27 protein-coding genes and 1 tRNA gene are annotated in these 23,952 nt (G+C 55.5%); 12 read left to right on the top strand and 16 right to left on the bottom strand.

What is annotated here, in order from left to right; all coding sequences use genetic code 11:
• The first annotated feature begins 48 nt into the window (after window positions 1-48).
• Together J2X72_RS00465 and J2X72_RS00460 are read left to right on the top strand one after the other, a co-directional pair.
• A complete protein-coding gene (locus J2X72_RS00465; RefSeq protein ID WP_209999372.1) occupies window positions 49-1,161 on the top strand; it encodes a D-alanyl-D-alanine carboxypeptidase family protein in 1,113 nt (370 codons plus the stop codon).
• Window positions 1,161-2,300 carry a GTP-binding protein gene (locus J2X72_RS00460; protein ID WP_310067282.1) on the top strand — a complete coding sequence of 380 codons (1,140 nt, stop codon included), beginning with the start codon at window positions 1,161-1,163 and terminating at the stop codon, window positions 2,298-2,300. The genes J2X72_RS00465 and J2X72_RS00460 overlap by 1 nt, the downstream gene beginning before the upstream one ends.
• Here the strand turns inward: J2X72_RS00460 and J2X72_RS00455 are convergent.
• From J2X72_RS00455 to J2X72_RS00440, 4 genes are all read right to left on the bottom strand, one after another.
• The gene (locus tag J2X72_RS00455) at window positions 2,292-2,543 is read right to left on the bottom strand and encodes a sulfurtransferase TusA family protein (RefSeq protein ID WP_209999376.1); all 252 of its coding nucleotides are present in this window, start codon (window positions 2,541-2,543) and stop codon (window positions 2,292-2,294) included. The genes J2X72_RS00460 and J2X72_RS00455 overlap by 9 nt on opposite strands.
• A gap of 9 nt (window positions 2,544-2,552) precedes the next feature.
• Window positions 2,553-3,830, bottom strand: coding sequence for a murein L,D-transpeptidase family protein (locus J2X72_RS00450; protein ID WP_310067278.1), 1,278 nt, complete (start codon window positions 3,828-3,830; stop codon window positions 2,553-2,555).
• Between the two features lie 276 nt (window positions 3,831-4,106).
• Complete coding sequence (locus tag J2X72_RS00445; RefSeq protein WP_099997835.1) at window positions 4,107-4,382, bottom strand: HU family DNA-binding protein; 276 nt, start codon at window positions 4,380-4,382, stop codon at window positions 4,107-4,109.
• Window positions 4,383-4,586: 204 nt separating this feature from the next.
• A complete protein-coding gene (locus J2X72_RS00440) occupies window positions 4,587-5,528 on the bottom strand; it encodes a LysR family transcriptional regulator (RefSeq protein WP_209999379.1) in 942 nt (313 codons plus the stop codon).
• A gap of 167 nt (window positions 5,529-5,695) precedes the next feature.
• On the opposite strand from J2X72_RS00440, the gene J2X72_RS00435 reads away from it, so the two are divergent.
• Window positions 5,696-6,649, top strand: coding sequence for a ring-cleaving dioxygenase (locus J2X72_RS00435; RefSeq protein WP_310067270.1), 954 nt, complete (start codon window positions 5,696-5,698; stop codon window positions 6,647-6,649).
• Between the two features lie 37 nt (window positions 6,650-6,686).
• Here the strand turns inward: J2X72_RS00435 and J2X72_RS00430 are convergent, their stop codons facing one another.
• From J2X72_RS00430 to J2X72_RS00395, 8 genes are all read right to left on the bottom strand, one after another.
• The gene (locus tag J2X72_RS00430; protein WP_310067269.1) at window positions 6,687-8,234 is read right to left on the bottom strand and encodes a VOC family protein; all 1,548 of its coding nucleotides are present in this window, start codon (window positions 8,232-8,234) and stop codon (window positions 6,687-6,689) included.
• A 203-nt stretch (window positions 8,235-8,437) separates the two neighbouring features.
• Window positions 8,438-8,587 (bottom strand): DUF1127 domain-containing protein, encoded by a 150-nt coding sequence (locus J2X72_RS00425; protein WP_106666964.1) that lies wholly within the window; start codon window positions 8,585-8,587, stop codon window positions 8,438-8,440.
• Window positions 8,588-8,766: 179 nt separating this feature from the next.
• Window positions 8,767-9,207, bottom strand: coding sequence for a low affinity iron permease family protein (locus J2X72_RS00420; protein WP_209999384.1), 441 nt, complete (start codon window positions 9,205-9,207; stop codon window positions 8,767-8,769).
• 110 nt (window positions 9,208-9,317) lie between these two features.
• Window positions 9,318-9,394 (bottom strand) — tRNA-Arg (locus J2X72_RS00415).
• A 125-nt stretch (window positions 9,395-9,519) separates the two neighbouring features.
• Window positions 9,520-10,473: an acetyl-CoA carboxylase carboxyltransferase subunit alpha gene (locus tag J2X72_RS00410; protein WP_209999392.1), complete on the bottom strand. Its 954-nt coding sequence runs from the start codon at window positions 10,471-10,473 to the stop codon at window positions 9,520-9,522.
• Window positions 10,474-10,613: 140 nt separating this feature from the next.
• Complete coding sequence (locus tag J2X72_RS00405) at window positions 10,614-11,147, bottom strand: hypothetical protein (RefSeq protein WP_209999394.1); 534 nt, start codon at window positions 11,145-11,147, stop codon at window positions 10,614-10,616.
• Window positions 11,148-11,161: 14 nt separating this feature from the next.
• On the bottom strand, window positions 11,162-12,088 hold the full coding sequence (gene xerD, locus J2X72_RS00400; RefSeq protein ID WP_310067259.1) for a site-specific tyrosine recombinase XerD: 927 nt from the start codon (window positions 12,086-12,088) through the stop codon (window positions 11,162-11,164).
• A gap of 4 nt (window positions 12,089-12,092) precedes the next feature.
• A complete protein-coding gene (locus tag J2X72_RS00395; RefSeq protein WP_209999397.1) occupies window positions 12,093-12,254 on the bottom strand; it encodes a histidine kinase in 162 nt (53 codons plus the stop codon).
• A gap of 142 nt (window positions 12,255-12,396) precedes the next feature.
• Here J2X72_RS00395 and J2X72_RS00390 point away from each other — a divergent pair, with 142 nt between their 5' ends.
• From J2X72_RS00390 to J2X72_RS00380, 3 genes are read left to right on the top strand one after another with little or no spacing between them, the layout of a single operon-like run.
• On the top strand, window positions 12,397-13,020 hold the full coding sequence (locus tag J2X72_RS00390; protein WP_405044624.1) for a shikimate kinase: 624 nt from the start codon (window positions 12,397-12,399) through the stop codon (window positions 13,018-13,020).
• On the top strand, window positions 13,017-14,141 hold the full coding sequence (gene aroB, locus J2X72_RS00385; RefSeq protein WP_310067253.1) for a 3-dehydroquinate synthase: 1,125 nt from the start codon (window positions 13,017-13,019) through the stop codon (window positions 14,139-14,141). The genes J2X72_RS00390 and aroB overlap by 4 nt, the downstream gene beginning before the upstream one ends.
• Window positions 14,138-15,421, top strand: a complete 1,284-nt coding sequence (locus J2X72_RS00380; protein ID WP_310067251.1) for an HlyC/CorC family transporter — start codon at window positions 14,138-14,140, stop codon at window positions 15,419-15,421. Before aroB ends, J2X72_RS00380 begins: the two co-directional genes overlap by 4 nt.
• 8 nt (window positions 15,422-15,429) lie before the next feature.
• Here the strand turns inward: J2X72_RS00380 and J2X72_RS00375 are convergent, their stop codons facing one another.
• Entirely contained in the window at window positions 15,430-15,732 is a 303-nt protein-coding gene (locus tag J2X72_RS00375; protein WP_310067246.1) for a BolA family protein, read from the bottom strand.
• Window positions 15,733-15,876: 144 nt separating this feature from the next.
• Here J2X72_RS00375 and J2X72_RS00370 point away from each other — a divergent pair, with 144 nt between their 5' ends.
• The 4 genes from J2X72_RS00370 to J2X72_RS00355 all read left to right on the top strand — a co-directional run bounded on the left by J2X72_RS00370 (window position 15,877) and on the right by J2X72_RS00355 (window position 20,522).
• Window positions 15,877-16,530: a J domain-containing protein gene (locus J2X72_RS00370; RefSeq protein WP_209999403.1), complete on the top strand. Its 654-nt coding sequence runs from the start codon at window positions 15,877-15,879 to the stop codon at window positions 16,528-16,530.
• 86 nt (window positions 16,531-16,616) lie between these two features.
• Entirely contained in the window at window positions 16,617-17,603 is a 987-nt protein-coding gene (gene cobS, locus J2X72_RS00365; RefSeq protein ID WP_310069216.1) for a cobaltochelatase subunit CobS, read from the top strand.
• A 14-nt stretch (window positions 17,604-17,617) separates the two neighbouring features.
• Window positions 17,618-19,507 (top strand): cobaltochelatase subunit CobT, encoded by a 1,890-nt coding sequence (cobT, locus tag J2X72_RS00360; protein ID WP_310067243.1) that lies wholly within the window; start codon window positions 17,618-17,620, stop codon window positions 19,505-19,507.
• 1 nt (window position 19,508) lies between these two features.
• On the top strand, window positions 19,509-20,522 hold the full coding sequence (locus tag J2X72_RS00355; RefSeq protein WP_310067241.1) for an esterase-like activity of phytase family protein: 1,014 nt from the start codon (window positions 19,509-19,511) through the stop codon (window positions 20,520-20,522).
• On the opposite strand, the gene J2X72_RS00350 is transcribed toward J2X72_RS00355, so the two are convergent.
• Window positions 20,495-21,145, bottom strand: a complete 651-nt coding sequence (locus J2X72_RS00350) for a queuosine precursor transporter (RefSeq protein ID WP_310067239.1) — start codon at window positions 21,143-21,145, stop codon at window positions 20,495-20,497. The two genes, J2X72_RS00355 and J2X72_RS00350, sit on opposite strands and share 28 nt — an antisense overlap.
• Before the next feature lie 81 nt (window positions 21,146-21,226).
• Window positions 21,227-21,526 carry a 50S ribosomal protein L28 gene (gene rpmB / locus J2X72_RS00345; RefSeq protein ID WP_112523551.1) on the bottom strand — a complete coding sequence of 100 codons (300 nt, stop codon included), beginning with the start codon at window positions 21,524-21,526 and terminating at the stop codon, window positions 21,227-21,229.
• A 290-nt stretch (window positions 21,527-21,816) separates the two neighbouring features.
• Here rpmB and J2X72_RS00340 point away from each other — a divergent pair, with 290 nt between their 5' ends.
• Window positions 21,817-22,623: a DUF3108 domain-containing protein gene (locus J2X72_RS00340; protein WP_310067237.1), complete on the top strand. Its 807-nt coding sequence runs from the start codon at window positions 21,817-21,819 to the stop codon at window positions 22,621-22,623.
• A 71-nt stretch (window positions 22,624-22,694) separates the two neighbouring features.
• The gene (locus J2X72_RS00335) at window positions 22,695-23,555 is read left to right on the top strand and encodes a DMT family transporter (RefSeq protein WP_405044642.1); all 861 of its coding nucleotides are present in this window, start codon (window positions 22,695-22,697) and stop codon (window positions 23,553-23,555) included.
• Here J2X72_RS00335 and J2X72_RS00330 read toward each other — a convergent pair.
• On the bottom strand, window positions 23,519-23,950 hold the full coding sequence (locus J2X72_RS00330; protein ID WP_310069214.1) for a cupin domain-containing protein: 432 nt from the start codon (window positions 23,948-23,950) through the stop codon (window positions 23,519-23,521). The two genes, J2X72_RS00335 and J2X72_RS00330, sit on opposite strands and share 37 nt — an antisense overlap.
• Window positions 23,951-23,952 lie beyond the last annotated feature (2 nt).

Genomic DNA, 23,952 nt, shown 5'->3' with positions numbered 1-23,952 from the left:
CTTAATGCCTTTCCAGGTTGTTTACATAGACAGGTCGGAATTTCAGGAATGCGGAAAACTGTAGCACTCTTTCTTTCGGGTTGCGTGATATCGATGACCGCTGCATCGGCGGCCCTTGCCGGTGCGAACATTACAGTCGACGCCGGAAGCGGCGAAATCCTCTCGCAAGAAGACGCGTTCCAACGCTGGTATCCAGCGTCTTTGACCAAACTGATGACCGTTTACGTGGTATTCCGCATGATCGAGTCAGGCCAGGTTACCCTGGATACGCCAATCAAGATCACGGCGCTTTCCGCCAAACAGCCTCCAAGCAAGATGGGCTACAAAGTTGGTTCCGAGCTGACACTGGACAATGCGCTCAAGATCATGATGGTCAAGTCCGCCAATGATGTCGCCATGGCGGTGGGTGAGACGTTGGGCGGCTCTTCCGACAAATTTGCTGTGCTTATGAATGCCGAAGCCAAGCGTCTCGGTATGACGGGTTCGCATTTCGTTAATCCAAATGGTCTTCACTCGGATGACCATTATACGACTGCGCGAGATCTCGCGATCCTGACATTGCAGCTGCGCCGCGAATTTCCGCAGTACGCGCATTATTTTGATATCGAAGCCATCGACTATGGTGGCAAGAAGCTTCAGCCCAATCTGAATGCGCTTATCGGCCGGTTTCAGGGTGCAGATGGCATGAAGACCGGATTTGTTTGCCCCTCGGGCTATAACCTGATCGGCTCCGCAACTCGCAACGGCAGGACCATCATCACTGTGGTTTTGGGCGAATTGAAGCTGACGACGCGGGCGACGAAGGCAGCGGAACTTCTTGCCAAAGGTTTCGAGACCCATGGCAGTGGCACAACAATTGATACATTGCAGCCTTATGGTGCACCCACACGGGACGTGGCGGTTAACATGCGGCCCAGTGTTTGTTCGAAGGAGGCATCGGGGTCCGATACCTGGGACGGCAAGGACCTCGAAGGGCACATTGTTCAGGGGTCACCTTATATGAAAAGGATGGAACATGAACCGGCAGTGGAAAAAGTTGCACTGCTGCCGGCGAAAATCAATTCATTGGGGATGGAGTTGAGCCGCGTTCCTGTTCCGATGCCGCGACCAGATCGCTCATCGCTGACGGATGCAAGCGAGGCCCTGAAGGCAGTGAACTGATGGCCGACGGTCCCATTCCGGTCTCTGTACTAACAGGCTTTCTAGGGTCGGGAAAGACGACGCTGCTCAACCGGCTGCTGAAGGATCCGGCTCTCGCCGATACGGCGGTGATCATCAATGAATTCGGTGATGTGGGCATTGATCATCTGCTTGTCGAGAAGGCCAGCGACGGCATTATCGAGCTTTCCGATGGTTGCCTCTGCTGCACCGTGCGCGGTGAGCTGATTGATACGCTCTCGGATCTCATCGACCGATTGCAGACCGGCAAATTGCAACGATTGAAACGGATTATCATCGAGACGACCGGGCTTGCCGATCCCGCACCGGTTCTGCATGCTGTCATGGGCCACCCGGTGCTGCTGCAAGCCTTTCGCGTTGATGGCGTGATCACCGCCGTGGACGCGATCAATGGCATGGCAACGCTCGACGCGCACGAGGAAGCGATAAAACAGGCTGCTGTTGCTGATCGCATCGTTATAACCAAGACAGATTTGCCGGAAGCTCAAAGCGAACTCCCGGCGCTGCGCACAAGGCTTGCTGCGTTAAATCCAGGGGCCGACCTGATCGACGCAGCCGACTCGCGCACGGGATACGCGGCATTGTTCGAATGCGGCGTCTATAATCCAGAAACCAAGACCGTCGATGTTCAGCGCTGGCTAAAAGCGGAAGCCTACCGTGAGCGCGAGCATGAACACGATAAAATCGATCATGGGCACCACCATGACCACCGCGGGAACCATCATCACGACGTCAACCGGCACGACACAAATATTCGGTCATTTTCGCTGAAACACGATGCCCCGATATCCTTGCACAGCTTTGATATGTTCCTCGACCTGTTGCGTTCGACCCACGGCGAAAAACTGCTGCGCGTGAAGGGTATCGTACAGTTGGAGGACAATCCGGAGCGGCCGCTCGTCATACATGGGGTGCAGCAGATTTTTCATCCACCAGCGCGGCTGGCAGCGTGGCCGGATGGCGTTCGCGAAACGCGCCTGGTGTTGATCGTCAAGGATTTGCCGGAGAGCTATGTCAGCCAGCTCTTCAACGCATTTCTTGATCGACCACAGATCGATATGCCGGATCGTGCTGCCCTCTTTGACAACCCGCTGGCGATTTCCGGTGTGAAACTAGGCTAGTGAACCGCATTCGATGTGGAATCGGTGGCCACCGTCGATGCTGAGAGTTTCGATCAGCCTATGACCCTCGGTCGTGCAAAAATTCGGCATGTCGATAACAGCTAGCGGGTCGCTTGTTTCGACCCAAATGCGGCTGCCAGGGACCATATCCGCAAGCTTCCTGCGGGTCTTGAGCACCGGCAAGGGACAATTCAAGCCGCGAAGATCATATATCTCAGCACGTATAACTGCTTTTTCCGGCATGATTACTTTTTAGTTGCCGATGATCTTCCACCAGGCCTTCTTCACCGGGGCCGGCTGCTCGACGGCAGCAGCAGGAGCTTCCGATGCGATAGCGGCGGTGGTCTGCGGGGCAGGTGCCGATTGTTGCTGGGCTGCCGGAGATGACGAAGCTGCCGGCGGGGCAAGGGTTATGGGTGCGGCGGCGGCAGAGGCAGAGGCCATGCTCTTTCCCATACGCGTTCTTTTAGAAGCGTCGCGCTCCTCCCGTGCCTTGTCAGCCGCGACCGCGGAAGCCAGGCGAACCATGACCTGTGGCTTGGTCGCGGCGTCCTTGTCCTGCGGCGAAAGAGATGGCGGCTCTTGCGTCACGCGCTCACCGCGAGCACGGCGAGCACTCCAGTCAGCAATGATCTTGGCTTCTGCAATGCCCTGGATCGAGCGGCTGGGCGGGGTTATCTTGCCTTTACCGACCATTGTAGAGAAAGCGGTCTCGTAACTGGTTTGGTACGACTGATATGCCATTTTCAGCGATTCTGGCTGATCGGAGGGCGGACAGGTTGCCGTCGCCGCAATCGGGGCATTAGGATCGGACGTGTGGTTGAAGACATACTTCTTTTCGCAGACATCCACCTTCGGCGGCACCTTGGTGATTTCGAAATGGTCATAACCTTCTTTCAGGTTCTTCCAGAAGGCGTAATTCGGATCATCCTTGTAGCGCGCCATGTTGGCTGCGGTCATGCGGAAAGGATAGGCCTGAAGCTGAATGGATTCCTGACCGCCCTTAAAGGCATCCCGGGCGAAAGCATAAATCTGTGCGACCTGTGCATCGGTCATTGAATAACAACCCGACGACGAGCACGCGCCGTGCACCATCAGATTGGCACCAGTACGGCCAAGGGCGCGGTCCAAGGCATTGGGAAAGCCAGTGTTAAAGGAGAGGTAATAGCTCGATTTCGGATTCATCTGCGCCGGGCGGACTGCATAGAATCCCTCAGGTGCCTGACGATCACCCTCGATGAACTTGGGGCCAAGTTTTCCCGACCATTTGCAGATCTGGTAGTTCGTTACCATCTCGTAACGCCCATTATCTTTGCGCTTCCAGACTTCGAGGACGTTTTCTTCCTTGAATATGCGAAACATGACGGGCGATGTGAGACTCATGCCCTTAGCCTTCATGCTCCGGACGAGCTTCTCCGGTAGCTGCGTGCCAGCGCCATTAGGAGACAGGTCATCGATTGACGAGTTTTGGCAACCCGCTACAAGCAGGGTGAGCATGAATGCCGCAAGGATATGTGCCAATGTCTTCATTATTGCAGCTGCTACCAGTTACTAATTGTTTCGCGAGGGCCCCTGAAACGTGCGGATCTCTGGTCCGCCATATCATAAATGCATCTGGTATAGTTGATAAAGCCTTACTTCACTTGCGCAAAATTGCTCCATTGCACAAACGTCACCTGCAACGAATGCAGGGCGGATTTATGGCAAAGCCCACTGCTCCCAAATTTCGTTACGAGGCCGTGACCGGATTCGAATAAAAAAGGCGGCGCACCTGCACCGCCTTTTTTGAAATTTGCGACGAACGAATTAGCCGTTCAGCGCGTCCTTCAGGGCCTTTGCGGGCTGGAAAGCAACTTTCTTGGACGCTGCGATTTTGATCGTTGCGCCCGTAGCAGGGTTACGGCCTTCGCGAGCGGCGCGCGACTGGACCTTGAACTTGCCAAAGCCTGGCAGCGAAACTTCATCGCCGGCTACGACGGAATCAGTGATACCCTTAAGAACGCTATCAACAATCGCCTTGGACTGAACTTTTGTAAGACCCTGATCAGCGACGAGCTTTTCAATGAGATCGGACGTATTCATTTTGGCGGTTTCCTCAGTATATTCGTTGATCGGAGGCGTCTGTATGGCACGCGATTCCCGCTCTGTCATCAGCAAGAACGCCCAAAAAGCGGGTTTATACCCAGTGTTTACAGGGTTTTTTTAAAAACCGGCTATGAAATTCCCGATTACGCTCTGAAGAGGCTCGCAAACCGCGCCAGTTGATTCGCAGAGTTTGCCCTTCGACTAAGGCTTTTCAGCATGGAAAGGAACCGTCATCTGCCAGATGGGCGGGTCGCCGATATGGCGCACAAGGTGGTCTACAAATGCTCGAACCTTGGCCGAGACATGCCGCGTAGGCGGATACACCGCATATATTTTGTAAGGAACTGGCGTCACATCCGGCAACGCCGGAATGAGCGTACCCGCTCGCAGGGCGTCGGCGGCAATGAACATTGGAAGAAGCACCAGCCCCAGACCGGCGATGGCCATGTCGCGCATGGCTTCGCCATTATTGGCGACGATGCGGCCATGCATGGCCACAGAGACCGGATTATTGGGGGAAGCCGGGTTTTCGAATTGCCATAGCTGGCTGGTATTAACGTTTGAGTAGTCGATGCAGGCGAAAGAGTTCAATTCTTCGAGTCGCTTTGGCAAGCCATTGGCTGCGGCGAAAGCCGGGCTGCAGCAAATAACCCGGGCGTCTGTGCAAAGCTTGCGGGCAATAAGGCTTGAATCCTTGAGGATGCCGATCCGGATGCCAACATCATAACCGCCACGCACGAGATCGACCATGCGGTCTTCAAGTTCCACCGCGACTTCCAGATCAGGATATTGCCTGGCGAAGTCGGCAATCATTCGGCCAAGATAAAGAGTCCCGAACGACATTGGAGCGGCAATTCTCAAATTGCCCCTAATGGCGCTATGTCGCTCACCAACAGTGTCGGTGGCTTCAACGATTTCCCGAACCAGAGGCCTGATACGCTCGACAAAGTCGCGGGCGTGGTCGGAGGCGAGTAACTTGCGTGGCGAACGTTGAAACAATTCTATACCCAGCGCACCTTCAAGATCAGAAATGCGCTTGCTCACTACTGATTTCGAAAGGTTGAGTCGCGCGGCAGTGGTGGTGACGCTCCCGGTTTCCATTACGTCGAGAAAAGTGAGAAGATCGTCAAAGCGCCATTTCATCGTTTGGTTATAATGGACGTTAGGCCGATTTAAAACACCAGAATTTCTCCTTGGTTCGTTTTTGTAGAACACAAGTTGCAGAAATCCCGTCTTTATCGACCGCTACACAACGCAGATATTGACCGTAACGGCGATCATGCCCGAACGAACCAATTCAGGAGGCTTCGATGACCTTACAACTGACAGGCATTCATCATTTGACTGCTATAACGGCGAATGCGCCGGAAAATCTGCGGTTCTATACGCAAACGCTTGGCCTGCGACTGGTCAAGAAAACCGTCAATCAAGACGACACCAGCGCCTATCACCTGTTCTATGCGGATGGAGAGGCGACGCCTGGCACCGATCTCACGTTCTTCGACTGGCCGGTTGGCCCTGAAAGTCGAGGCACGCACAGCATTTCGCGCACAGGATTGCGTGTGGCCAGCAAAGAAAGTCTGGTCTGGTGGAAAGCTCGCTTTACCGAACTCGGCGTGAAGTCCGGTGATATTGCTGAAGTCGGTGGTTACGACTCGCTCGATTTTGAAGATGCCGAAGGACAACGGTTCCGGCTCATCAATGATGGCGGCGCTGGAGCATCGCACCCATGGGACAGGAGCCCTGTCCCGGCTGAGCATCAGATCCGCGGGCTCGGTCCAATCACCCTTAGCGTGCCCGATATTACCAACACGGAGGCGATCCTTCTTCATGTGATGAATATGCGCAAGGTCAACACTTACCCATCTCCTGACGGCGCAGGGCATGTTCATGTGTTTGCGATGGGCGAGGGTGGTCCTGCTGCTGAATTGCACGTGGCCGTTCAACCGGATCTAGCCGCTGCAAGGCAGGGTGCCGGTGCTGTGCATCACGTCGCATTTCGCGCGCCGGACGTGCAGCAATTGCATGAATGGACCGAACGCCTGAACGAATTCCGGATGCCGTCAAGCGGTGAGGTGGAGCGCTACTACTTCCGCTCGCTGTACTTCCGCGAACCTAACGGTATTTTGTTCGAAATCGCCACGGATGGTCCGGGCTTCACGGTCGATGAGCCCTTGGAGACTCTCGGGGAGGGTTTGTCGTTGCCGCCATTCCTTGAAGGCAAGCGCGCTTCGATCGAAGCTGGGCTGAAGCCTCTATCGTGATGAATTGACCAGGCCGGAGAAACTTCGGCCTGTTCCTCTATGAGGTCAGCCATTGCTGGACCGCGTCAATGTCGTGCGGTCCGATTTCATGATCGGCGGACACTGCCTTGACGGTGATATCAGCTCCGGCGCTTCGCAGTTCCGCCGCAAGCGCGAGCGCATGGGCTCCAAACAGATCGTGGTCGCCGGTGATTGCGAGAACTTTCGTCTCGAGAAGATCAGCCTTGGGCGTCTCTTCCAGCACTTTTGTTGCGCGTAACAAAACTGCATTGCGGACAATGCCCGGATGCAGTTGCATCATTGCCGCGAGAATGTTCGCGCCATTGGAATAGCCAAGAAAGGTAGTCCGTTGGAGATCAAGGCCGTAGGCTTCAACCGCGCCCTCTATAAACGCGGCAAGTGCTTCGGACTCTGAACGAATGTCCTTTTGATCAAAGCTCAGTGGTCCATAGCGCCGGAACCAGCGGGCCGAACCCTCTTCCGTGCTGCGTCCGCGCAAACCAATCAAGGTGGCGTGCGGCGCAACCTTCGAGGCAAACGGCATAAGGCTGGCCTCATTGCCTCCCGATCCATGCAGGAGGATCAGTGTTTGTCCAAATGTGATATCCGGCATGTAGACCCGGTGAATGAAGGGAAGCTCGCGATAGATGAAGCGTTCCTCTTTCGGCAAGCCAAATTGCGGCAGCATTACTTTCAGGTTTTCAGCCTCCGCAGCGAAATGCGGCGGGATGAAAAGACGGGTACCGAGCTTTTCGGGTGTTTCGTCGATCAGCATGCCGGGGCCGTCGGTGGCCATTTCGAGCAGGGCGCCGCCGGGCTCGCGAACGTAGATCGAATGGAAATATTTCCTGTCATGCAGCGCCGTTGCGGTCATTCCATGCGCTACCATGCGATCATATGTTTCCGTTAGAACGGGAATGTCCGCAGCGCGAAACGCGATATGGTCAATCGTTCCGGTTCCGGGTGCCGAGCTCCAGAAGCCCGTTGCGTCGCGAACGTCGATGCAATCGCCGGCCGCCGAAACCATTCTTGTAATCGTTTCGGTTTGCTCGCCTGAAATGTAAGAAAAATAATCTGCAAGGAATGTGCAGGTTTCCTGCGGTTTTTCGGTCAATATTGTCGCGCCGCGGACGCGTTTGATCGTATGAGATACAGGAATGTCGCCACCGGCCCAAAGATCGTCGGTTTTCACGGCTTGGGTTCCTACGAGCTTCACGATCACGCCGTCGGGATCATGTAAACGCAGCACCGGTTCGCCGAATTCCTGTGCCGGTCCCGAGGTTGCAATGTTGAATTGCAAGGCGCGTGTCAGCCAGAAGCCAATACTATCAGGGGCAATAGCGAGCGAGACTTCGCTTGACTGCCCGTAACCAACGCGACCCGGCGAACCATCTTCCCATACGAGAAAGGTAATCAGAGAACCTGGATTGCCTGATGCGTCCCCATAAAGGAGATGGAGCTGGGTCGCGTCTTCATAACCGCCCGTGCGCTTGACGAGGCGCAAACCTAGGAAGCCAGCATAAAAATCAACATTTGCCTGAACCTTGCGGGTAATCAGGGTGATGTGGTGGATGCCGCCTGTCATGAGTATCTCCCGGCCTGTCGATATTCGACTGTTACGGGGTAGAAAGCAGAGATGCAACGCGTCGAAGAGTATATCCATAAAACAACACCCACCGCGGGAGGAGCGGTGGGTGCTACTTGTAAAGATCAGCTGGGAGGAGGAGACTGATCTCTAGACCATCCGTGGCTTGGGAGGAGAAAGCCCCGGAGGTTAATCGAATTTGCTTACTGAGCCGAAGCGGCCTTCTTGGCGACGAAAGAGATGTCGCCGCGGGAGATGCCAAGGTCGTTCAGTTCACGTGCGGACAGGCGGTTCAGCTCCGTGACGGTGTCACGATAGCGGCGCCAGTTATTGTAAGAGCGGATCAGGTTCATTTCACTCACCTTGTAAGTTCTTGTTTGTTTGATCATTTTTCGATCATGCTGCTCATATAGTAGACAGCCTGCCAAACTTGCAGTGACAAGTTTGCATAGCTGCCTTGCAACGAAATGATGGATAACCTCCGTGCGAAACGGCAGGCGCGGCAGGTGGATTTGACATTCTCGCCTGCTGATCAGGCTCGGACTTTTGCCTTGGACGTTCTCGCAGGCGAGCGACGCTGAGCGGTATCTTTTGCGGTTTTTTCTGCCAATGCCTTGTCAGCCTTTTTGGCCGCGGCTTCACATTGCTTGCGGAACTTCTCGACCTCTTCTTCGGTGAGATGCTCGATGCCTATAAAGGCGTTCTTGGCCTCGCTCACGCGCACCAATTCATCGAGCTTTGCCTGAATCGCAACGCCATCGCGGTTTTGCGTATTCTGGATAAGAAAGACCATGAGAAATGTAATGATGGTTGTGCCGGTATTGATGATCAATTGCCAAGTGTCGGAAAAGCCAAAAATTGGGCCGGTCACCCCCCAAACGACCACGGTCAAGCAACAGAGTATGAAGGTAAGCGGCTTGCCAGCAGCCAGTGCAACGTTGTTGGCGATCCGCGTAAATAATTTGCCAAACATGGGTGTCGTCCTCTTGCAAACCAGCGAGGAAATAACTTGATGCGGCGCGAAATGTTCCACGGGCGCGCTGCAAGCTATGCAGGTCTTACATCGGGCAGACTTTGGGGAAATGGCGCGCCCGAAAGGATTCGAACCTCTGACCCCCAGATTCGTAGTCTGGTGCTCTATCCAGCTGAGCTACGGGCGCGTGCCACAGATGCGCGTTAGTCTGCGCAGCGGGTTGGTAATCGGTTGAGCTATGAAATGCAAGCAGCTTCGCTCAAAAAACTCAACTATTTTCATATGGATTGCTGGCTGCGGTTTCTTTAGAGGCTAAAGATTACGGCCGATGGCCAGATATTTATCGCGCCGGTCCTGTCTAAGCATGTCCCGATCCATATTGCCCATGGATTTGAGGGCGACATTGATTATGTTGCCCGTCGCCTCGATTGCCGCATCCTTGCCACGGTGCGCGCCGCCCGTTGGTTCGGGAATTATGCCATCGATGATCTTCAATTCGTAAAGATCCTGTGCGGTGATACGCATCGAAGTCGCGGCATCCTTGGCCCGGGTGGAATCGTGCCAGAGAATGGACGCTGCGCCCTCTGGTGAAATCACCGAGTAGATCGAATGTTCAAGCATATAGACGCGGTTGGCCGTGGCGATCGCTATGGCTCCACCGGACCCGCCTTCTCCAATGATAACTGAGACGATGGGCACCTTCAGGTTCAGACAAGTGGCAGTCGAACGGGCAATGGCCTCCGCTTGTCCGCGCTCTTCCGCCGCGATCCCCGGAAAGGCGCCCGCTGTATCAACGAGCGTAATCACCGGCAAGTTGAAGCGGTCGGCCAGATCCATGATGCGCACGGCCTTGCGATAGCCTTCGGGCATGGCCATGCCGAAATTGTGTTTGAGGCGTGTCTTGGTGTCGTTGCCCTTTTCCTGCCCGATAACGGCGACGGCTTGACCATTGAAGCGGGCGAGACCGGCCTGGATGGCATCATCGTCGGCGTAGTTGCGGTCACCTGCAAGCGGCGTGAAATCGGTGAAGAGCTTTGAGATATAATCCACACAGTGTGGGCGGTCGGGATGACGAGCAATCTGCGCCTTCTGCCACGGGGTCAGCTTGCGGTAAAGATCGCGCAACGCCTCGGCGGATCTTTTTTCCAACCGCATGATCTCTTCGTTGGTGTCGAGAGCGTCGCCTTCCTCGGCGAGCTTCTTTAACTCGAGAATTTTGCCATCGAGATCAGCAACCGGCTTTTCAAAGTCAAGGTAGTTGTACATGGACGAGGGGTCTGCCTGCAAAACGGTGGATTTTTCACGACCTAACTGGCTGTTGCCGAGGCGCATGTCAAGGAAGCAAGGCTGAGATCATGCATTGGCGGCGCACGTTATAGTGGGAATTGCGGCAAAGGGATGGTGGTTTATTTGGCGGGATTCTTGCGTTTCACCGGCTTGGCGGAGTTTGAGCGCCTCGCGCGCTTTGGGGGCTTGGTGCGCTGCCAGCCAATCCATCTGCCTTCACCTGCATAGTTGTGAAAGCCGCCAGCTGCTACGATCAGCCCCTGCCGCACTTCGTCCAGATCAAGCCCGGGCAAATTTTGCACGAGAACCGGTGGCAGGTGATCGATGTCGAGCCAGGTCTGGTCAAAATAGATATGTTCCGGACCGCTTTCGCTGGTTACAGCAAAGAACCAGCGGCCTTCCATGACGTCGCCGAACCAAGGATCAGGAAACATGGAAGGCGAGAAGTCAAATCCAAACGCGGTTATTTCATCCCAGCGCCAGCTTTGCCGCCAATTCATCGTGCGCGTCAGATGGCTGGAGCGGCTAAATCCCCTTTCGTCAAAGTGGATCACCTCGCTGTCGGGTTCGACAGACGATGACGCTGGTCTGTAAAACAGTCTCTTTAGCAGCCGCCACATGGCCATCCCGCCAGCTTCCTGGGTCCACTCCATCGGTGAACCAGCATTTAGTCTGCCAGAGGGTGATGCTCCGTGACAAGCTGATGCAGCCGCTCTTCCATCACATGTGTGTAAATTTGCGTGGTCGAAATATCCGAATGGCCGAGTAATTGTTGCACAGCGCGCAAGTCCGCGCCGTTTTGCAAGAGGTGGCTGGCAAAGGCATGACGCAAAACATGGGGCGATATCGCCGATGTTTTGAGGCCTGCCCGCGCAGCAAGCCCTTTCAGTTCCCGTGCGAACACCTGTCGTGCGAGAAAGCCGCTTTCGGATATGGCCGGGAACAACCAGACACTGGCGGAGAGATCGGGCAATGCGTCACGCGCCGCCAAATACTTTGCCATCGCGTCGCGCGCCTTGCCGGATAAGGGAACCACACGGTCTTTCGAGCCCTTGCCTCGGACCATGAGAAATCGATTGTCAGAGCGCGCAACCGTTACGGGAAGACCAACAAGTTCAGAGACACGCAGGCCCGTTGCATAAAGAATTTCGAGCAATGCGTGCAGTCGCAGCGCCTGGAGATGAACGGCACCGGATGATTTTGCGTCAAGGGTCTCTTCCTCAGCCCGGGAAAGCAGCTTTTCCACATCCGGCTCGCTCAGGATTTTTGGCAGGGAGCGGTCCTTTTTCGGCGTATCCAGTGTGCTGGTCGGATCGTCGGTGCGAATATTCTCCATATAAAGAAAGCGAAAGAATTGGCGCAGGGCTGAAAGCCGCCGCGCCTGAGACGTTGCCGCGTAACCCCGTCCGGCGATGTCGTCGAGATATGACCGGATTGTTTCGGGCTCCGCAAAGGTCAACTGAATACCTGTTGCAACGCTGAACCCTGCAGCATCTTCAAGATCCCGGCGATATGAATCCAATGTGTTTTGTGCGGCGCCACGTTCGGCGCTCATCATTTCCAGGAAGGTCTCTATGGCTGCTGCTGCTCGCATCGGCTTATTTCGGGGTACCAGGCTTCGGATTGAGTTTTTCAGATGGAATACGAATGGTCATCTCCGTCTGCGTGGGATGCACGAAAGTTACCAGCGCAACCATGCCGGCATAGACGAGGCCCGCGAGAATCGCGAGGACGAAAATCAATCGTGTGAGCGTTGGCATTTTCTGTCTGAATCGTCTTCGTCGGCTTTGGCACTGGGTTCCATAATCCTGCAGCTGAAACCCTTATGATTTAATGAAGCTTGTGTCTTCTAATGCCATAGTTTGCTTGACGACAGCACGGTTTTCCTGTCGAAACGCAATTATGAATATGACTGAAGACATAGTTGGGGCGCCCGATATCGCGGAGCTTGCCAAATCCATTAGGGAGCGCCTCGGACATAGGTCCATCGTGCTTATCGGATTAATGGGCGCGGGCAAATCCACAGTCGGCAAAAAACTGGCGGCACTAGTCGAGCTGCCATTCTTCGATGCTGACAACGAGATCGAAAAAGTCTCGACCATGACTATTCCAGAACTTTTTGAAGCCTATGGAGAAGCCGAATTTCGTGACCTCGAGCGGCGTGTTATTGCGCGCATGCTTGAAAATGGACCGATCGTGCTGGCGACCGGTGGCGGTGCTTATATGAATGAACTTACCCGCCAAGCTATCGCTTCGGAGGGTATTTCACTCTGGTTGAAGGCCGAACTTGATGTGCTGATGGCGCGTGTTGCGCGCAAACAAAACCGGCCGCTTTTGAAAAACGACAATCCCCGAGGTGTGATGGAGCGGCTTATGACCGAGCGCCACCCTATTTATACGAACGCCGATCTGGTGGTGAACTCTCGCGAGGAAAAGAAGGAAATCATTGCCTTCGAAGCAATGCAGGCAATTGCCGGCCATCTTGACGGCATTGCATCCCGCAGCAATGAGGAAACCGGTTCATGACCGACGCGGTGACCACTACCACTGTACCCGTCAAGCTCGGGGATCGTTCCTATGATATTGTCATCGGGGCTGGAGTGATCGATCGGGCCGGAGATGAAATTGCAAAGCGGGCAAAATCGGCGCGTGTCGCCGTTGTCAGCGACAAGACTGTTGCAGCTTTGCATCTCGATCGGCTGACGCGAAGCCTGACAGCTGCCGGTTTGGATTCTACGCCCATCTTGGTCGCACCCGGGGAGAAATCCAAAGGTTTCGAGACGCTCGAAACCGTAACCAATGCAATTCTTTCCGCGCGTCTTGAGCGCGGCGATATCGTGGTTGCTTTCGGCGGCGGTGTCATTGGCGACCTTGCCGGTTTTGCGGCAGGCATTGCCCGTCGCGGTATGGGATTCATCCAGATACCCACATCGCTGCTGGCGCAAGTCGATTCGTCCGTTGGCGGCAAGACGGGCATCAACACTGCGCACGGCAAGAACCTCGTTGGCGTCTTTAATCAGCCACAACTCGTTCTGGCCGATACGGATGTGCTCGACACATTAACGCCGCGCGAGTTTCGTGCCGGCTATGCTGAAGTTGCAAAATATGGGCTGATCGACCGGCCGGATTTTTTTGCCTGGCTGGAAAAGAATTGGCGCGGAATCTTCGCTGGCGGACCCGAACGCACTGAGGCCATCGCCATATCATGCCAATCCAAAGCCGATGTAGTCGCCAGAGATGAACGCGAAACAGGGGATCGCGCACTGCTTAATCTTGGCCATACCTTTGGCCATGCATTGGAAACCGCGACGAATTACGATTCCGGGCGCTTGGTGCATGGCGAAGGGGTTTCCATCGGGATGGTTCTCGCCCACCAGTTTTCAGCAAAGATGAATCTGGCGAGCCCGGACGATGCGGTTCGTGTCGAAACCCATCTGCGCCAGGTCGGGCTCCCGGTTTCCATCGACGATATCCCCGGAGAACTGCCGTCCGCGGAAAAACTGATGGACTATATCGCCCAGGATAAAAAAGTAGCCCGCGGGGCGCTCACCTTCATTTTGACTCGCGGCATTGGCCAGTCGTTTATCGCAAAAGACGTGCCGCCGTCGGCCGTGCTAAGCTTTTTGCAGGAGAAACATCCGACATGACGCTGGAAATCTGGATCTTCTGCGGAATCATATTCCTTTTGATCCTGATGTCTGCCTTGTTTTCAGGGTCTGAGACTGCTCTGACTGCCGTGTCCCGTGCGCGTATGCATCGCTTGTCCAACCGCGGCGACGAACGCGCGGCCGTGGTGGAAAATCTGATCGAGAAACGGGACCGGCTTATCGGTGTCATGCTCATCGGCAACAACCTCATCAATATTCTGGCCTCATCCTTGACGACGAGTATGCTGCTGACGTTGTTTGGCCAAGCCGGCGTTGCCTACGCCACGGCGATAATGACAGTGTTGCTGGTCATCTTCGCGGAGGTGTTGCCCAAGTCCTGGGCTATTTCGAGTCCCGACAGAAATTCGCTCGCCCTTGTCCGGTTCGCCCAGATAGTGGTGTTTTTGCTTGGCCCGCTCTCCGATCTCGTCAATTGGATTGTTCGCCAGATTCTTGCAGTGTTCGGCATCAATCTTGCGGCAGGCACGTCAATGTTGTCAGCCCAGGAAGAACTGCGCGGCACTGTCGATCTATTACATAAGGAAGGCTCTGTCGTTAAAGGTGACCGGGACCAGATCGGCGGTCTTCTCGACCTGCGCGAACTCGAAGTCTATGACGTGATGATCCATCGGACCGACATGGATTCGGTCAACGCGGACGACCCCATCGAAACCATCATCACAGAAATCCTGGCGAGTCATCATACGCGGATTCCGGTCTGGAAGGGCGCCAACGACAATATTGTCGGCGTTGTTCATGCAAAGGATCTGGTGCGGGCGATCCGCGATGCAAATCGGGACTTTTCCAAGATCAATATCATGAAGGTGGCGACGAAGCCATGGTTCGTTCCGGACACGACAAGCCTGCAAGATCAACTCAATGCCTTTCTGAGACGCAAAGCGCATATCGCCATCGTGGTGGATGAATATGGTGACGTGCAAGGGCTGATTACTCTCGAAGATATTCTCGAAGAGATCGTTGGCGATATCGCCGATGAGCACGATATCGACGTGCAGGGTTGCCGTCCTCAACCGGATGGTTCAGTGCTGGTTGACGGCTCAGTCCCCATTCGCGATCTTAACCGGGCCTTGGACTGGCACTTGCCCGACGCCGAAGCGACGACCATTGCCGGCCTCGTAATCCACGAAACACAGAGCATTCCAAAGGAAAAGCAGGCCTTCACCTTCCATGGCAAGCGTTTCACAGTCCTGAAGCGGGAAAAAAATCGCATCACAAGGCTGCGCATTCGACCAATCGAGGATGACGACAAGCTGGGTTGAGCCGAGCTCTAGGTGCGTGTCGCCTCACCCGGTGCCGCGGGTTCAAGCGCCAGCGCGTGGACGCTGCCATTCAGTTCGTCCTGCAGCACCTCATTGATGGCGCGATGACGCGCAACGCGCGACATGCCGGCGAATGCCTCCGCGACAATCCGCACACGAAAATGCGTTTCGCCTGAACCGTCAAATGTGCCATGATGCTCGCTGTCAGAATGATGGTGGCCGGCGTGCAGATGGCTCTCATTGATGACTGCCAACGAAACAGGGTGAAAAACCTGCATCAGTTTGCTTTCGATCACTGACTGAGTGGACATTTCGTTCTCCTGCGCCCATATGGTAGTTTCACTTGGCAAATCCATCCATGATCACAAATTTACCGCCATTTCAGGCGTTAGGTCTATCCATGGGTAAATGTCAATTCTTGTTCCGCCAACCGATCCGTTGATGATTCTGATTCGATGACCTCAAGTTCGAAATATTTTGACAGCATCCGCATCCGCCCGAAAAAGGTGGACGAGGAGAAATCGCGCACACCTGTCTGCCAATGGGATGGTTGCGACAAACCTGGACCACATCGCGCGCCGGTGGGGCGTGAGAAGGAAGGCGAGTTCTTCCATTTCTGCATCGACCATGTGCGTGAGTACAACAAGGGCTATAATTATTTTTCCGGTCTCTCGGATGCCGAGGTAGCCAGATACCAGAAGGAAGCTTTGACGGGCGACCGTCCTACCTGGACCGTAGCGGGACTGCCTGGAAGCGGAGCGGGCGCAAGTGCCAGTTCGCGCGCTCAAGCGAGCGCCAGCGCCAAGACGTCGCCGGATTTTTCGAAGCTGCGTTCGGGTCGCGCGGCATATCAGAACAGATTCCGTGATCCCAACAGCGTTTTCAATGAGGCGCGGGTTCATATCCGCAAGCTCAAACCATTGGAGTCGAAAGCACTGGATACGCTCGGGCTTGGCGCAAAAGCCACTGGCGAAGACATAAAGTCGCGCTATAAAGAGCTTGTGAAGATTCATCACCCCGATGCCAATGGCGGTGACAGGGCTTCCGAGGATCGTTTCCGTGACGTAATCCAGGCCTATCAATTGCTCAAAGCGGCTGGTTTCTGCTAACCCAAGATTGAGCCTAATTCGGGACTTCACAGCGAGGTTCCAAACTATCTTTATGCGTCTGCGCGTGCAGTCGCGCTGGAGGCATGATGAATAAGGTTGATCGCGATATTGCGAATTTGCCGGATACAACGGTTTCTGCTGCAAAATTGTTTGGTTTTGAAACCGATATGATGGTTCCTGCCTATAAGGCAGGTGACGCTTATGTGCCGGAAATCGACACGGATTATCTATTCGACAAACAGACCACGCTGGCCATTCTCGCGGGCTTTGCGTTCAACCGCCGTGTCATGGTCTCTGGCTACCACGGTACGGGCAAATCGACTCATATCGAGCAGGTAGCCGCGCGGCTGAACTGGCCATGCGTGCGTGTCAATCTGGATAGCCACGTCAGCCGTATCGACCTTGTTGGCAAGGATGCGATCGTCGTCAAGGAAAGTATGCAGATCACGGAATTCCGCGACGGCATCCTGCCTTGGGCTTATCAGCATAATGTCGCGCTTGTATTCGACGAGTACGATGCGGGACGTCCGGACGTCATGTTCGTCATCCAGCGCGTGCTTGAATCGTCAGGTCGTCTGACGCTACTCGACCAAAGCCGCGTTATCCGCCCGCATCCCGCTTTTCGGCTGTTTGCCACCGCCAATACGGTTGGCCTCGGTGATACGACGGGTCTTTATCATGGCACGCAGCAGATCAATCAGGCGCAGATGGACCGCTGGTCCATTGTGACGACCCTCAACTATCTGCCGCACGACAATGAGGCGGCTATCGTTGCCGCCAAGGCCAAGCATTATCAGAACAAGGAAGGCAAGGAGATCGTCTCCAAGATGGTGCGCGTTGCTGATATGACGCGCGCAGCGTTCATCAATGGCGACCTGTCGACGGTCATGAGCCCGCGTACCGTGATCACTTGGGCTGAAAATGCAGATATCTTCAAAGATGTGGGTTTTGCTTTCCGTCTGACCTTCCTCAACAAGTGTGATGAACTCGAACGTCCACTGGTTGCCGAGTTCTATCAGCGGGCATTTGGCAAGGAACTGCCTGAATCGACCGCCAATGTGGTCATTGGCTGAGCGTCACGATAAAGATGGCTGGTCCCGGAGACAATTCACGTGCGAATCCGAAAGGTCCGGTTGATTCCGAGCCTTTTAAGCGCGCGCTTACGGGATGCATGCGTGCGATCGCCGGCGACCATGAAATGGAAGTCGGATTCGGTAATGACAAGCCGGCCCTGACTGGTCATCGGGCCCGGCTTCCCGATCTGCCCAAGCGTCCAACTGCCAATGATGTTGCCGTCACACGCGGCCTTGGCGATTCGATGGCGCTGCGCAAAGCCTGTCACAATGACCGTATTCACGCGACGCTGGCGCCCGAAGGCAAGCAGGCGAGGGCGATCTTCGACGCGGTCGAGCAGGCGCGTGTCGAAGCCATCGGCGCGCTGCGTATGGACGGTGTCGCCGAGAATCTGACTTCCATGCTCTCGGATAAATATGCCCGGGCCAATTTTCCGGCAATAACAGATAAAGCCGAGGCGCCGCTGGAAGAAGCCGTGGCGCTGCTGGTCCGTGAAAAGCTTACGGGTCGCAAAGCACCGGAATCGGCTGGCAACGTGCTTGACCTGTGGCGTGACTGGATTGAGGAGAAGGCCGCGGCAGACCTCGATCATCTCGGCGCCAAGATCAACGATCAGAATGCTTTCGCTCGCGTCGTACGAGAGATGCTGGCTTCCATGGAGATGGCGGAAGAGCTGGCGCAGGAGAGCCAGGAAGACGATAGCCAGGACAATAACGAAGACTCGCCTGAACCGGAAGAAAACAATGAAGGCGGTTCGGACGAGAACGAAGGCAGCGATTCGTCCGAGAATGACGATTCCGATACATCCAGCGACGACAGCCAGTCGGGCGAGACCGAAGCCGCCGACGCATCTTCTGACGATATGGACGAGGATTCGGACGCTGACGCCGAGATACCGGGTGAGGCGCGGCGTCCCAACCAGCCGTTCTCGAACCTCGGAAGTGAGAGCGGCTACAAGATTTTCACGCAAGAATTCGACGAAACGACCGATGCGGAAGAGCTTTGTGACGAGGCAGAGCTGGAACGTCTGCGGGCCTTCCTCGACAAGCAACTCGCCAATCTCTCTGCTGTCGTTGGCCGCCTGGCAAACAAGTTGCAACGCCGTCTGATGGCGCAGCAAAACCGCTCGTGGGACTTCGATCTGGAGGAGGGCTACCTCGACAGTGCGCGCCTTGTGCGTATCGTAATCGATCCCACGCAACCACTTTCCTATAAGCAGGAACGCGATACCGATTTCCGCGATACGATCGTGACGCTGCTCATCGACAATTCCGGATCCATGCGCGGGCGGCCTATAACTGTTGCAGCTACCTGCGCGGACATTCTGGCAAGGACGCTGGAGCGCTGCGGCGTGAAGGTGGAAATCCTCGGGTTCACCACCAAGGCCTGGAAAGGCGGTCAGGCGCGTGAAGCCTGGCTGGAGCGCGGCAAACCCGCCAATCCTGGACGTCTGAACGATCTGCGCCACATCGTCTACAAGCGCGCTGACGCTCCGTGGCGGCGCTCACGGCGCAATCTGGGATTGATGATGCGTGAAGGGCTCCTGAAGGAGAACATCGACGGCGAAGCCCTGATATGGGCGCACCAGCGCTTGCTGGGCCGTCCTGAGCAGCGTCGTATCCTGATGATGATCTCGGATGGGGCTCCCGTTGATGATTCTACCCTTTCGGTCAATCCGGGCAACTATCTTGAGCGGCACCTGCGCGCTGTGATCGAGGAGATCGAAACACGTTCGCCGGTTGAGCTGATCGCTATTGGTATCGGTCATGATGTGACCCGGTACTATCGCCGCGCTGTAACTATCGTCGACGCGGAGGAGCTGGCCGGCGCAATGACGGAGCAGCTGGCTTCACTGTTTGAAGAGCCGGAACGACAGAGCGCAAAAAAGTCAGTGCGGCGATAACATGAACCGAACTGCGCTGGCTTTTCGGCGCGCATCGCTTTGCCTCGTGTTCCTCGTTGCAATGCCGGTTTCAGCCGAGGAAAACGCGGTCGTTGCCCCTGCTGTGATCGAGTCCCATGTCATCTCCAATTTTCGCATCGGCTCGTCCGAGAGGCGATTCGGAGAGCTTGAATTCGTTGGCGGCCTGGAAATGACCTCTCCAAGTTCCGACTTTGGCGGCCTATCCGCGTTTCGCTATCTGGATTCAGGAAAGAAATTTCTCGGCGTCACCGATACTGGCTTCTGGTATGCGGGTACGATGCAGCGCGATGAAGAGGGCAGACCCGCATCGATCGGCAATTTTCGCCTGGCACCGATCCAGAGCGAGGAAGGTCTTCCTGTAGAGGGCAAGTGGAACTCCGATGCCGAAGGCATGAGCGTTTATGGCGATACAATAACGGTTTCGTTCGAGCGCATCCACCGGATTGCGGAATATGCGTTGGACCTTGCGAGCTTTGCATCGACGCCAAAGAATGTTCCTCTGCCGATACCGAGGGAAGAGCTGCGCAACAACCGCGGCATAGAGACGATAGCCTACTCGCCGGCCTCGGGTCCATTGCACGGGGCGCGGGTTGCAGTAACCGAAAAAAGCATCAACAAGGCTGGGGATATGTTCGCTGCAGTGCTGGAGGGGCCGCAAAAGGGCATTTTCTTTGTCAAACGCCGCGATGATTTCGACGTCAGCGATGGCGATTTCCTGCCCGATGGTGATTTGTTGCTGCTTGAGCGCCGCTTCACCATAGCCAGCGGCGTGGTCCTGAGAATACGAAGGATACCCGTGGCAAGCATCAAACCTGGGGCGACGGTCGATGGGGAATTCATCCTGCAGGCGGACATGCGAGACCAGATAGACAATATGGAAGGGCTGGACCTCTGGCAGACGGCAGACGGTTCTACCCGACTGTCGCTCGTATCAGATGATAATCATTCCATCCTGCAACGGAATCTCTATCTGGAATTCCGGTTTGCCGAGTAGATAGCGGGGGCGAAGATTGCAAGGATCGCTCCGTAAGGCACCAGCATCGCGACAGCCATGAACATTTTGACCATCAGATCGCCAAAACCCAAGGACATCCACAATGGAATTTCCCGCCCAAGGAACGGCACCAGCATGGCGAGTGACGAATCGGCGTGTCCTGTCGCCGCGTCTATCCAGGCAAAGTTAGCAGCAAAGGCGATCGAGAAAAACAGCAGTGTGTCTAACAGCGAACCGAAGATGGCAGAGGCAAAAGGCGCTTTCCACCAGGTCAGCTGCCGCAATCTGTTGAATACGGTGATGTCCAGAAGCTGGGCTGTCAGGAATGCTGTGCCGGATGCCACAGCGATGCGCGGTGTTGCCAGCCAGATCGACAGGACGACGGCAATCGCAAACCCCACATAGACGACCTTCCGGGCAAAGGCCGGGCCGAATGTGCGATTTGCAAGATCGTTGACCAGAAAGGCTATCGGATAGGTGAAGGCGCCGTAGGTCAGGATTTCTCCCAATCCAAAATGATCGAAAGGATACTGAACAAGGATATTGGACGCGGCAACGACCGCGCACATAGCTGAAACGGGGAGAATAAAGTCCGAAAAGGTGTAGGCGCGTTGCAGCGGCATTTTTTTATCCTGGGTAATGGAACCAGCAATAAGGCCAGCATATGCTGGCCTCGACGACGAGAAAAATGGCAGCGATGCGCGTTAAGCAGCGACCGGAGCTTCAAGAAGCTTCTTGGCAATCTGACGCTTCAGAAGACGAGCACGTTGCGACAGCTCCTTCTCGTCAGCCTTGACCAGGAACGCATCCAGACCACCGCGATGCTCGACGCTGCGCAGGGCATGGGCCGAAACGCGCAGGCGATAGCTCTGACCGAGGGCTTCGGAGATCAGCGTTACGTGGCAAAGATTAGGCAAGAAGCGGCGGCGCGTTCTGTTGTTCGCGTGGCTCACATTGTTACCATACTGCACCGACTTAGCGGTCAATTCACATGTGCGGGACATCTGGTCTCACCTTCAAATTTTTCATTCGCCTTTGTCCGAATATTTCCTGCTACCATCGCACGTTGCCATGCAGCGGCTCGCTTATCGGATGGGCGGCCTATTGGGAAGTCGCGTTTCTATAGTGATATGGGCCGCGCGCGTCAAGTGCACTTATGCCATGTTTGGCGCTGCTTTTATATAATACAGGCCAGCTTCTCGATGTATATCACAACTTTGCCCGCTTTAGGGTCAGGACTCGCTAATATGACCGAACAATCACTGCAGGGATGCTTTTGACAAGAATGACAAGAATGAATGCCCATAGACAGTATGCCAGCCGAACGCGAATGCTGGTGCCGCTCGCTGCAATAGCGCTGATGGGCGCGCATCCGGCGCACGGTGCTCAGTCGTTTCAGACCGATTATCGCGTTTCACTCTTCGGATTGTCGATTGCCAAGGCAAGCTTTTCAACCAGCGTCAGCGATGATCGCGCTTACAAAGTTGTCGGGTCCCTTGCGAGCTCGGGGCTGGGTAGCCTGTTCGATGACACCAACGGCAAACTGGACGTTACCGGTCACTTCGCCGAGACCGGGCCCGTACCGAATTCCTATGTTGTCAAATACCGGCACGGTAACCGGAACAAGAGCACATCGATCGCCTTTACCAACGGCAATGTAACGAGTACCACCAACGATCCGCCGATCAACAAGAAGAAAAACTGGGTGGATCTGAAACCCGCCGACCTCCAGTCGGTGGCCGATCCGATTTCCGGCGTGATGGTGGCAGCAAGCAGTCTTGATCAGGTCTGCAAGCAGACTTTGCATCTCTTCGATGGCCAGACACGCGTGGATTTGAAACTTTCTCCATCGGGTAGGGCGCAGCCCTTTGCCACCGAGGGTTTCAAGGGTGACGCCATCACTTGTTCGGCCAAATTCGTCCCGATCGCCGGCTATCAGTCAGGGCGAAAAGCTATCGAATATCTGAAGAACTCGAGCAAGATCAGTCTCACCTTTGCATCGCTCGGCAAGTCCGCTATCTATTCACCAGTGCAGGCCAAAATCGGCACGCAGATCGGTACGGTGACTGTTTACGCAACCCGTTTCGAAAAGACACAATAGACGCGGCGGGATAGCCGTCTTCGAATCCGGGGTGCTTTTTGGCTACATTCGTTGGTTTCCTCGCGATCATCATGTGGGCGATGCTCGCGCTTTTCACTGATGTGTCGGGTAAGGTTCCGCCATTTCAGTTGACCGCGATGACGTTCGCTATCGGTGCGAGCCTTGGGGTGATCTCTTGGTTGTGGCGGCCGGGTGCTGCACGATATCTGCGCCAGCCCGCAAAGGTCTGGCTGCTCGGCGTCGTCGGGCTCTTCGGCTATCACTTCCTCTATTTTACTGCACTACGCAACGCTCCAGCTGTCGACGCCAGTCTCATCGCCTATCTCTGGCCGCTTTTCATCGTTGTCGGATCCGCCCTGATGCCTGGTGAGCGCCTTCGCTGGTTTCACATTCTAGGCACGCTGCTAGGTTTGGCTGGAACAGTGCTGATCATAACCAAAGGTGGCGGCCTCGGCTTCGATCCGCAATTTGGCTTCGGCTATGCCATGGCGGGTCTCTGCGCACTGACGTGGGCCGCCTATTCGCTGTTGTCGCGACGCTTTTCCAACGTGCCAACGGATGCTGTGACGGGCTTCTGCATCGCAACGTCCATCCTCTCGCTTCTTTCTCACCTCCTGCTCGAGCAGACAGTCTGGCCGGATGGAATGACCCAGTGGCTAGCCGTCCTTGGGCTTGGACTATTCCCGGTCGGTGCGGCGTTCTACGTTTGGGACTATGGCGTCAAGCATGGGAATATCCAGGTGCTTGGCGCGTCAAGCTATGCCGCACCGCTGCTTTCAACGCTTGTTCTGATCACCGCCGGGGTGACGGAGCCTACAGGACGCGTCATGCTCGCCTGCCTCTTGATCACGCTGGGCGCGGTTATCGCAGCGAAGGATATGCTCTTCAAGCGCCGTCACGGCTCCCAGCCGGGCTCCGCCATTTCGAACTGAGCGAAATCAAATCCTGGGGCAACCGTGCACCCGACAAGCGTCCATGCGCCAAGACTCTTGGCCATTTGCCATTGTCCTGCTGGAACAACGGCTTGCGGGCGTTCACCTTTTGCAAGGTCAAGTCCAAGCGTATGGGTTTCTTGCGGGGAGCCTTCAGTCGCCACGGTCAAAAGCAGGGGTGCGCCTCCATACCAGTGCCAGACTTCCGCGGCATCCTTGACGCGGTGCCAGGCCGAAATTTGGCCTTCCTCAAGCAGAAAGTAGATGGCCGTCGAGTGCCCGCGCCCGCCTTCCGGCCGTTCACCTTGGTTGTCGCGGAAAGTTTGGACATAGGAGCCGCCTTCCGGATGCGGCTCAAGTCCGAGGTGCCCGCGAATCTCGTCTGCCGTCAACACCA

This window comes from Phyllobacterium sp. 1468 (assembly GCF_031455525.1).
Taxonomy (GTDB): Bacteria; Pseudomonadota; Alphaproteobacteria; order Rhizobiales; family Rhizobiaceae; genus Phyllobacterium.
Note: the sequence above shows the minus strand (reverse complement) of the source record. Positions and strands in the feature narration are given on the sequence as shown.

What these genes read in the sequence shown, in the direction of transcription:
- J2X72_RS00465 (WP_209999372.1), top strand. Translation starts at nt 49, where the DNA reads ATGCGGAAAACTGTAGCACTCTTTCTTTCGGGTTGCGTGATATCGATG.
- J2X72_RS00460 (WP_310067282.1), top strand. Translation starts at nt 1,161, where the DNA reads ATGGCCGACGGTCCCATTCCGGTCTCTGTACTAACAGGCTTTCTAGGG.
- J2X72_RS00455 (WP_209999376.1), bottom strand. Translation starts at nt 2,543, where the DNA reads ATGCCGGAAAAAGCAGTTATACGTGCTGAGATATATGATCTTCGCGGC.
- J2X72_RS00450 (WP_310067278.1), bottom strand. Translation starts at nt 3,830, where the DNA reads ATGAAGACATTGGCACATATCCTTGCGGCATTCATGCTCACCCTGCTT.
- J2X72_RS00445 (WP_099997835.1), bottom strand. Translation starts at nt 4,382, where the DNA reads ATGAATACGTCCGATCTCATTGAAAAGCTCGTCGCTGATCAGGGTCTT.
- J2X72_RS00440 (WP_209999379.1), bottom strand. Translation starts at nt 5,528, where the DNA reads ATGAAATGGCGCTTTGACGATCTTCTCACTTTTCTCGACGTAATGGAA.
- J2X72_RS00435 (WP_310067270.1), top strand. Translation starts at nt 5,696, where the DNA reads ATGACCTTACAACTGACAGGCATTCATCATTTGACTGCTATAACGGCG.
- J2X72_RS00430 (WP_310067269.1), bottom strand. Translation starts at nt 8,234, where the DNA reads ATGACAGGCGGCATCCACCACATCACCCTGATTACCCGCAAGGTTCAG.
- J2X72_RS00425 (WP_106666964.1), bottom strand. Translation starts at nt 8,587, where the DNA reads ATGAACCTGATCCGCTCTTACAATAACTGGCGCCGCTATCGTGACACC.
- J2X72_RS00420 (WP_209999384.1), bottom strand. Translation starts at nt 9,207, where the DNA reads ATGTTTGGCAAATTATTTACGCGGATCGCCAACAACGTTGCACTGGCT.
- J2X72_RS00410 (WP_209999392.1), bottom strand. Translation starts at nt 10,473, where the DNA reads ATGTACAACTACCTTGACTTTGAAAAGCCGGTTGCTGATCTCGATGGC.
- J2X72_RS00405 (WP_209999394.1), bottom strand. Translation starts at nt 11,147, where the DNA reads ATGGAGTGGACCCAGGAAGCTGGCGGGATGGCCATGTGGCGGCTGCTA.
- xerD (WP_310067259.1), bottom strand. Translation starts at nt 12,088, where the DNA reads ATGCGAGCAGCAGCAGCCATAGAGACCTTCCTGGAAATGATGAGCGCC.
- J2X72_RS00395 (WP_209999397.1), bottom strand. Translation starts at nt 12,254, where the DNA reads ATGCCAACGCTCACACGATTGATTTTCGTCCTCGCGATTCTCGCGGGC.
- J2X72_RS00390 (WP_405044624.1), top strand. Translation starts at nt 12,397, where the DNA reads ATGAATATGACTGAAGACATAGTTGGGGCGCCCGATATCGCGGAGCTT.
- aroB (WP_310067253.1), top strand. Translation starts at nt 13,017, where the DNA reads ATGACCGACGCGGTGACCACTACCACTGTACCCGTCAAGCTCGGGGAT.
- J2X72_RS00380 (WP_310067251.1), top strand. Translation starts at nt 14,138, where the DNA reads ATGACGCTGGAAATCTGGATCTTCTGCGGAATCATATTCCTTTTGATC.
- J2X72_RS00375 (WP_310067246.1), bottom strand. Translation starts at nt 15,732, where the DNA reads ATGTCCACTCAGTCAGTGATCGAAAGCAAACTGATGCAGGTTTTTCAC.
- J2X72_RS00370 (WP_209999403.1), top strand. Translation starts at nt 15,877, where the DNA reads ATGACCTCAAGTTCGAAATATTTTGACAGCATCCGCATCCGCCCGAAA.
- cobS (WP_310069216.1), top strand. Translation starts at nt 16,617, where the DNA reads ATGAATAAGGTTGATCGCGATATTGCGAATTTGCCGGATACAACGGTT.
- cobT (WP_310067243.1), top strand. Translation starts at nt 17,618, where the DNA reads ATGGCTGGTCCCGGAGACAATTCACGTGCGAATCCGAAAGGTCCGGTT.
- J2X72_RS00355 (WP_310067241.1), top strand. Translation starts at nt 19,509, where the DNA reads ATGAACCGAACTGCGCTGGCTTTTCGGCGCGCATCGCTTTGCCTCGTG.
- J2X72_RS00350 (WP_310067239.1), bottom strand. Translation starts at nt 21,145, where the DNA reads ATGCCGCTGCAACGCGCCTACACCTTTTCGGACTTTATTCTCCCCGTT.
- rpmB (WP_112523551.1), bottom strand. Translation starts at nt 21,526, where the DNA reads ATGTCCCGCACATGTGAATTGACCGCTAAGTCGGTGCAGTATGGTAAC.
- J2X72_RS00340 (WP_310067237.1), top strand. Translation starts at nt 21,817, where the DNA reads ATGAATGCCCATAGACAGTATGCCAGCCGAACGCGAATGCTGGTGCCG.
- J2X72_RS00335 (WP_405044642.1), top strand. Translation starts at nt 22,695, where the DNA reads ATGTGGGCGATGCTCGCGCTTTTCACTGATGTGTCGGGTAAGGTTCCG.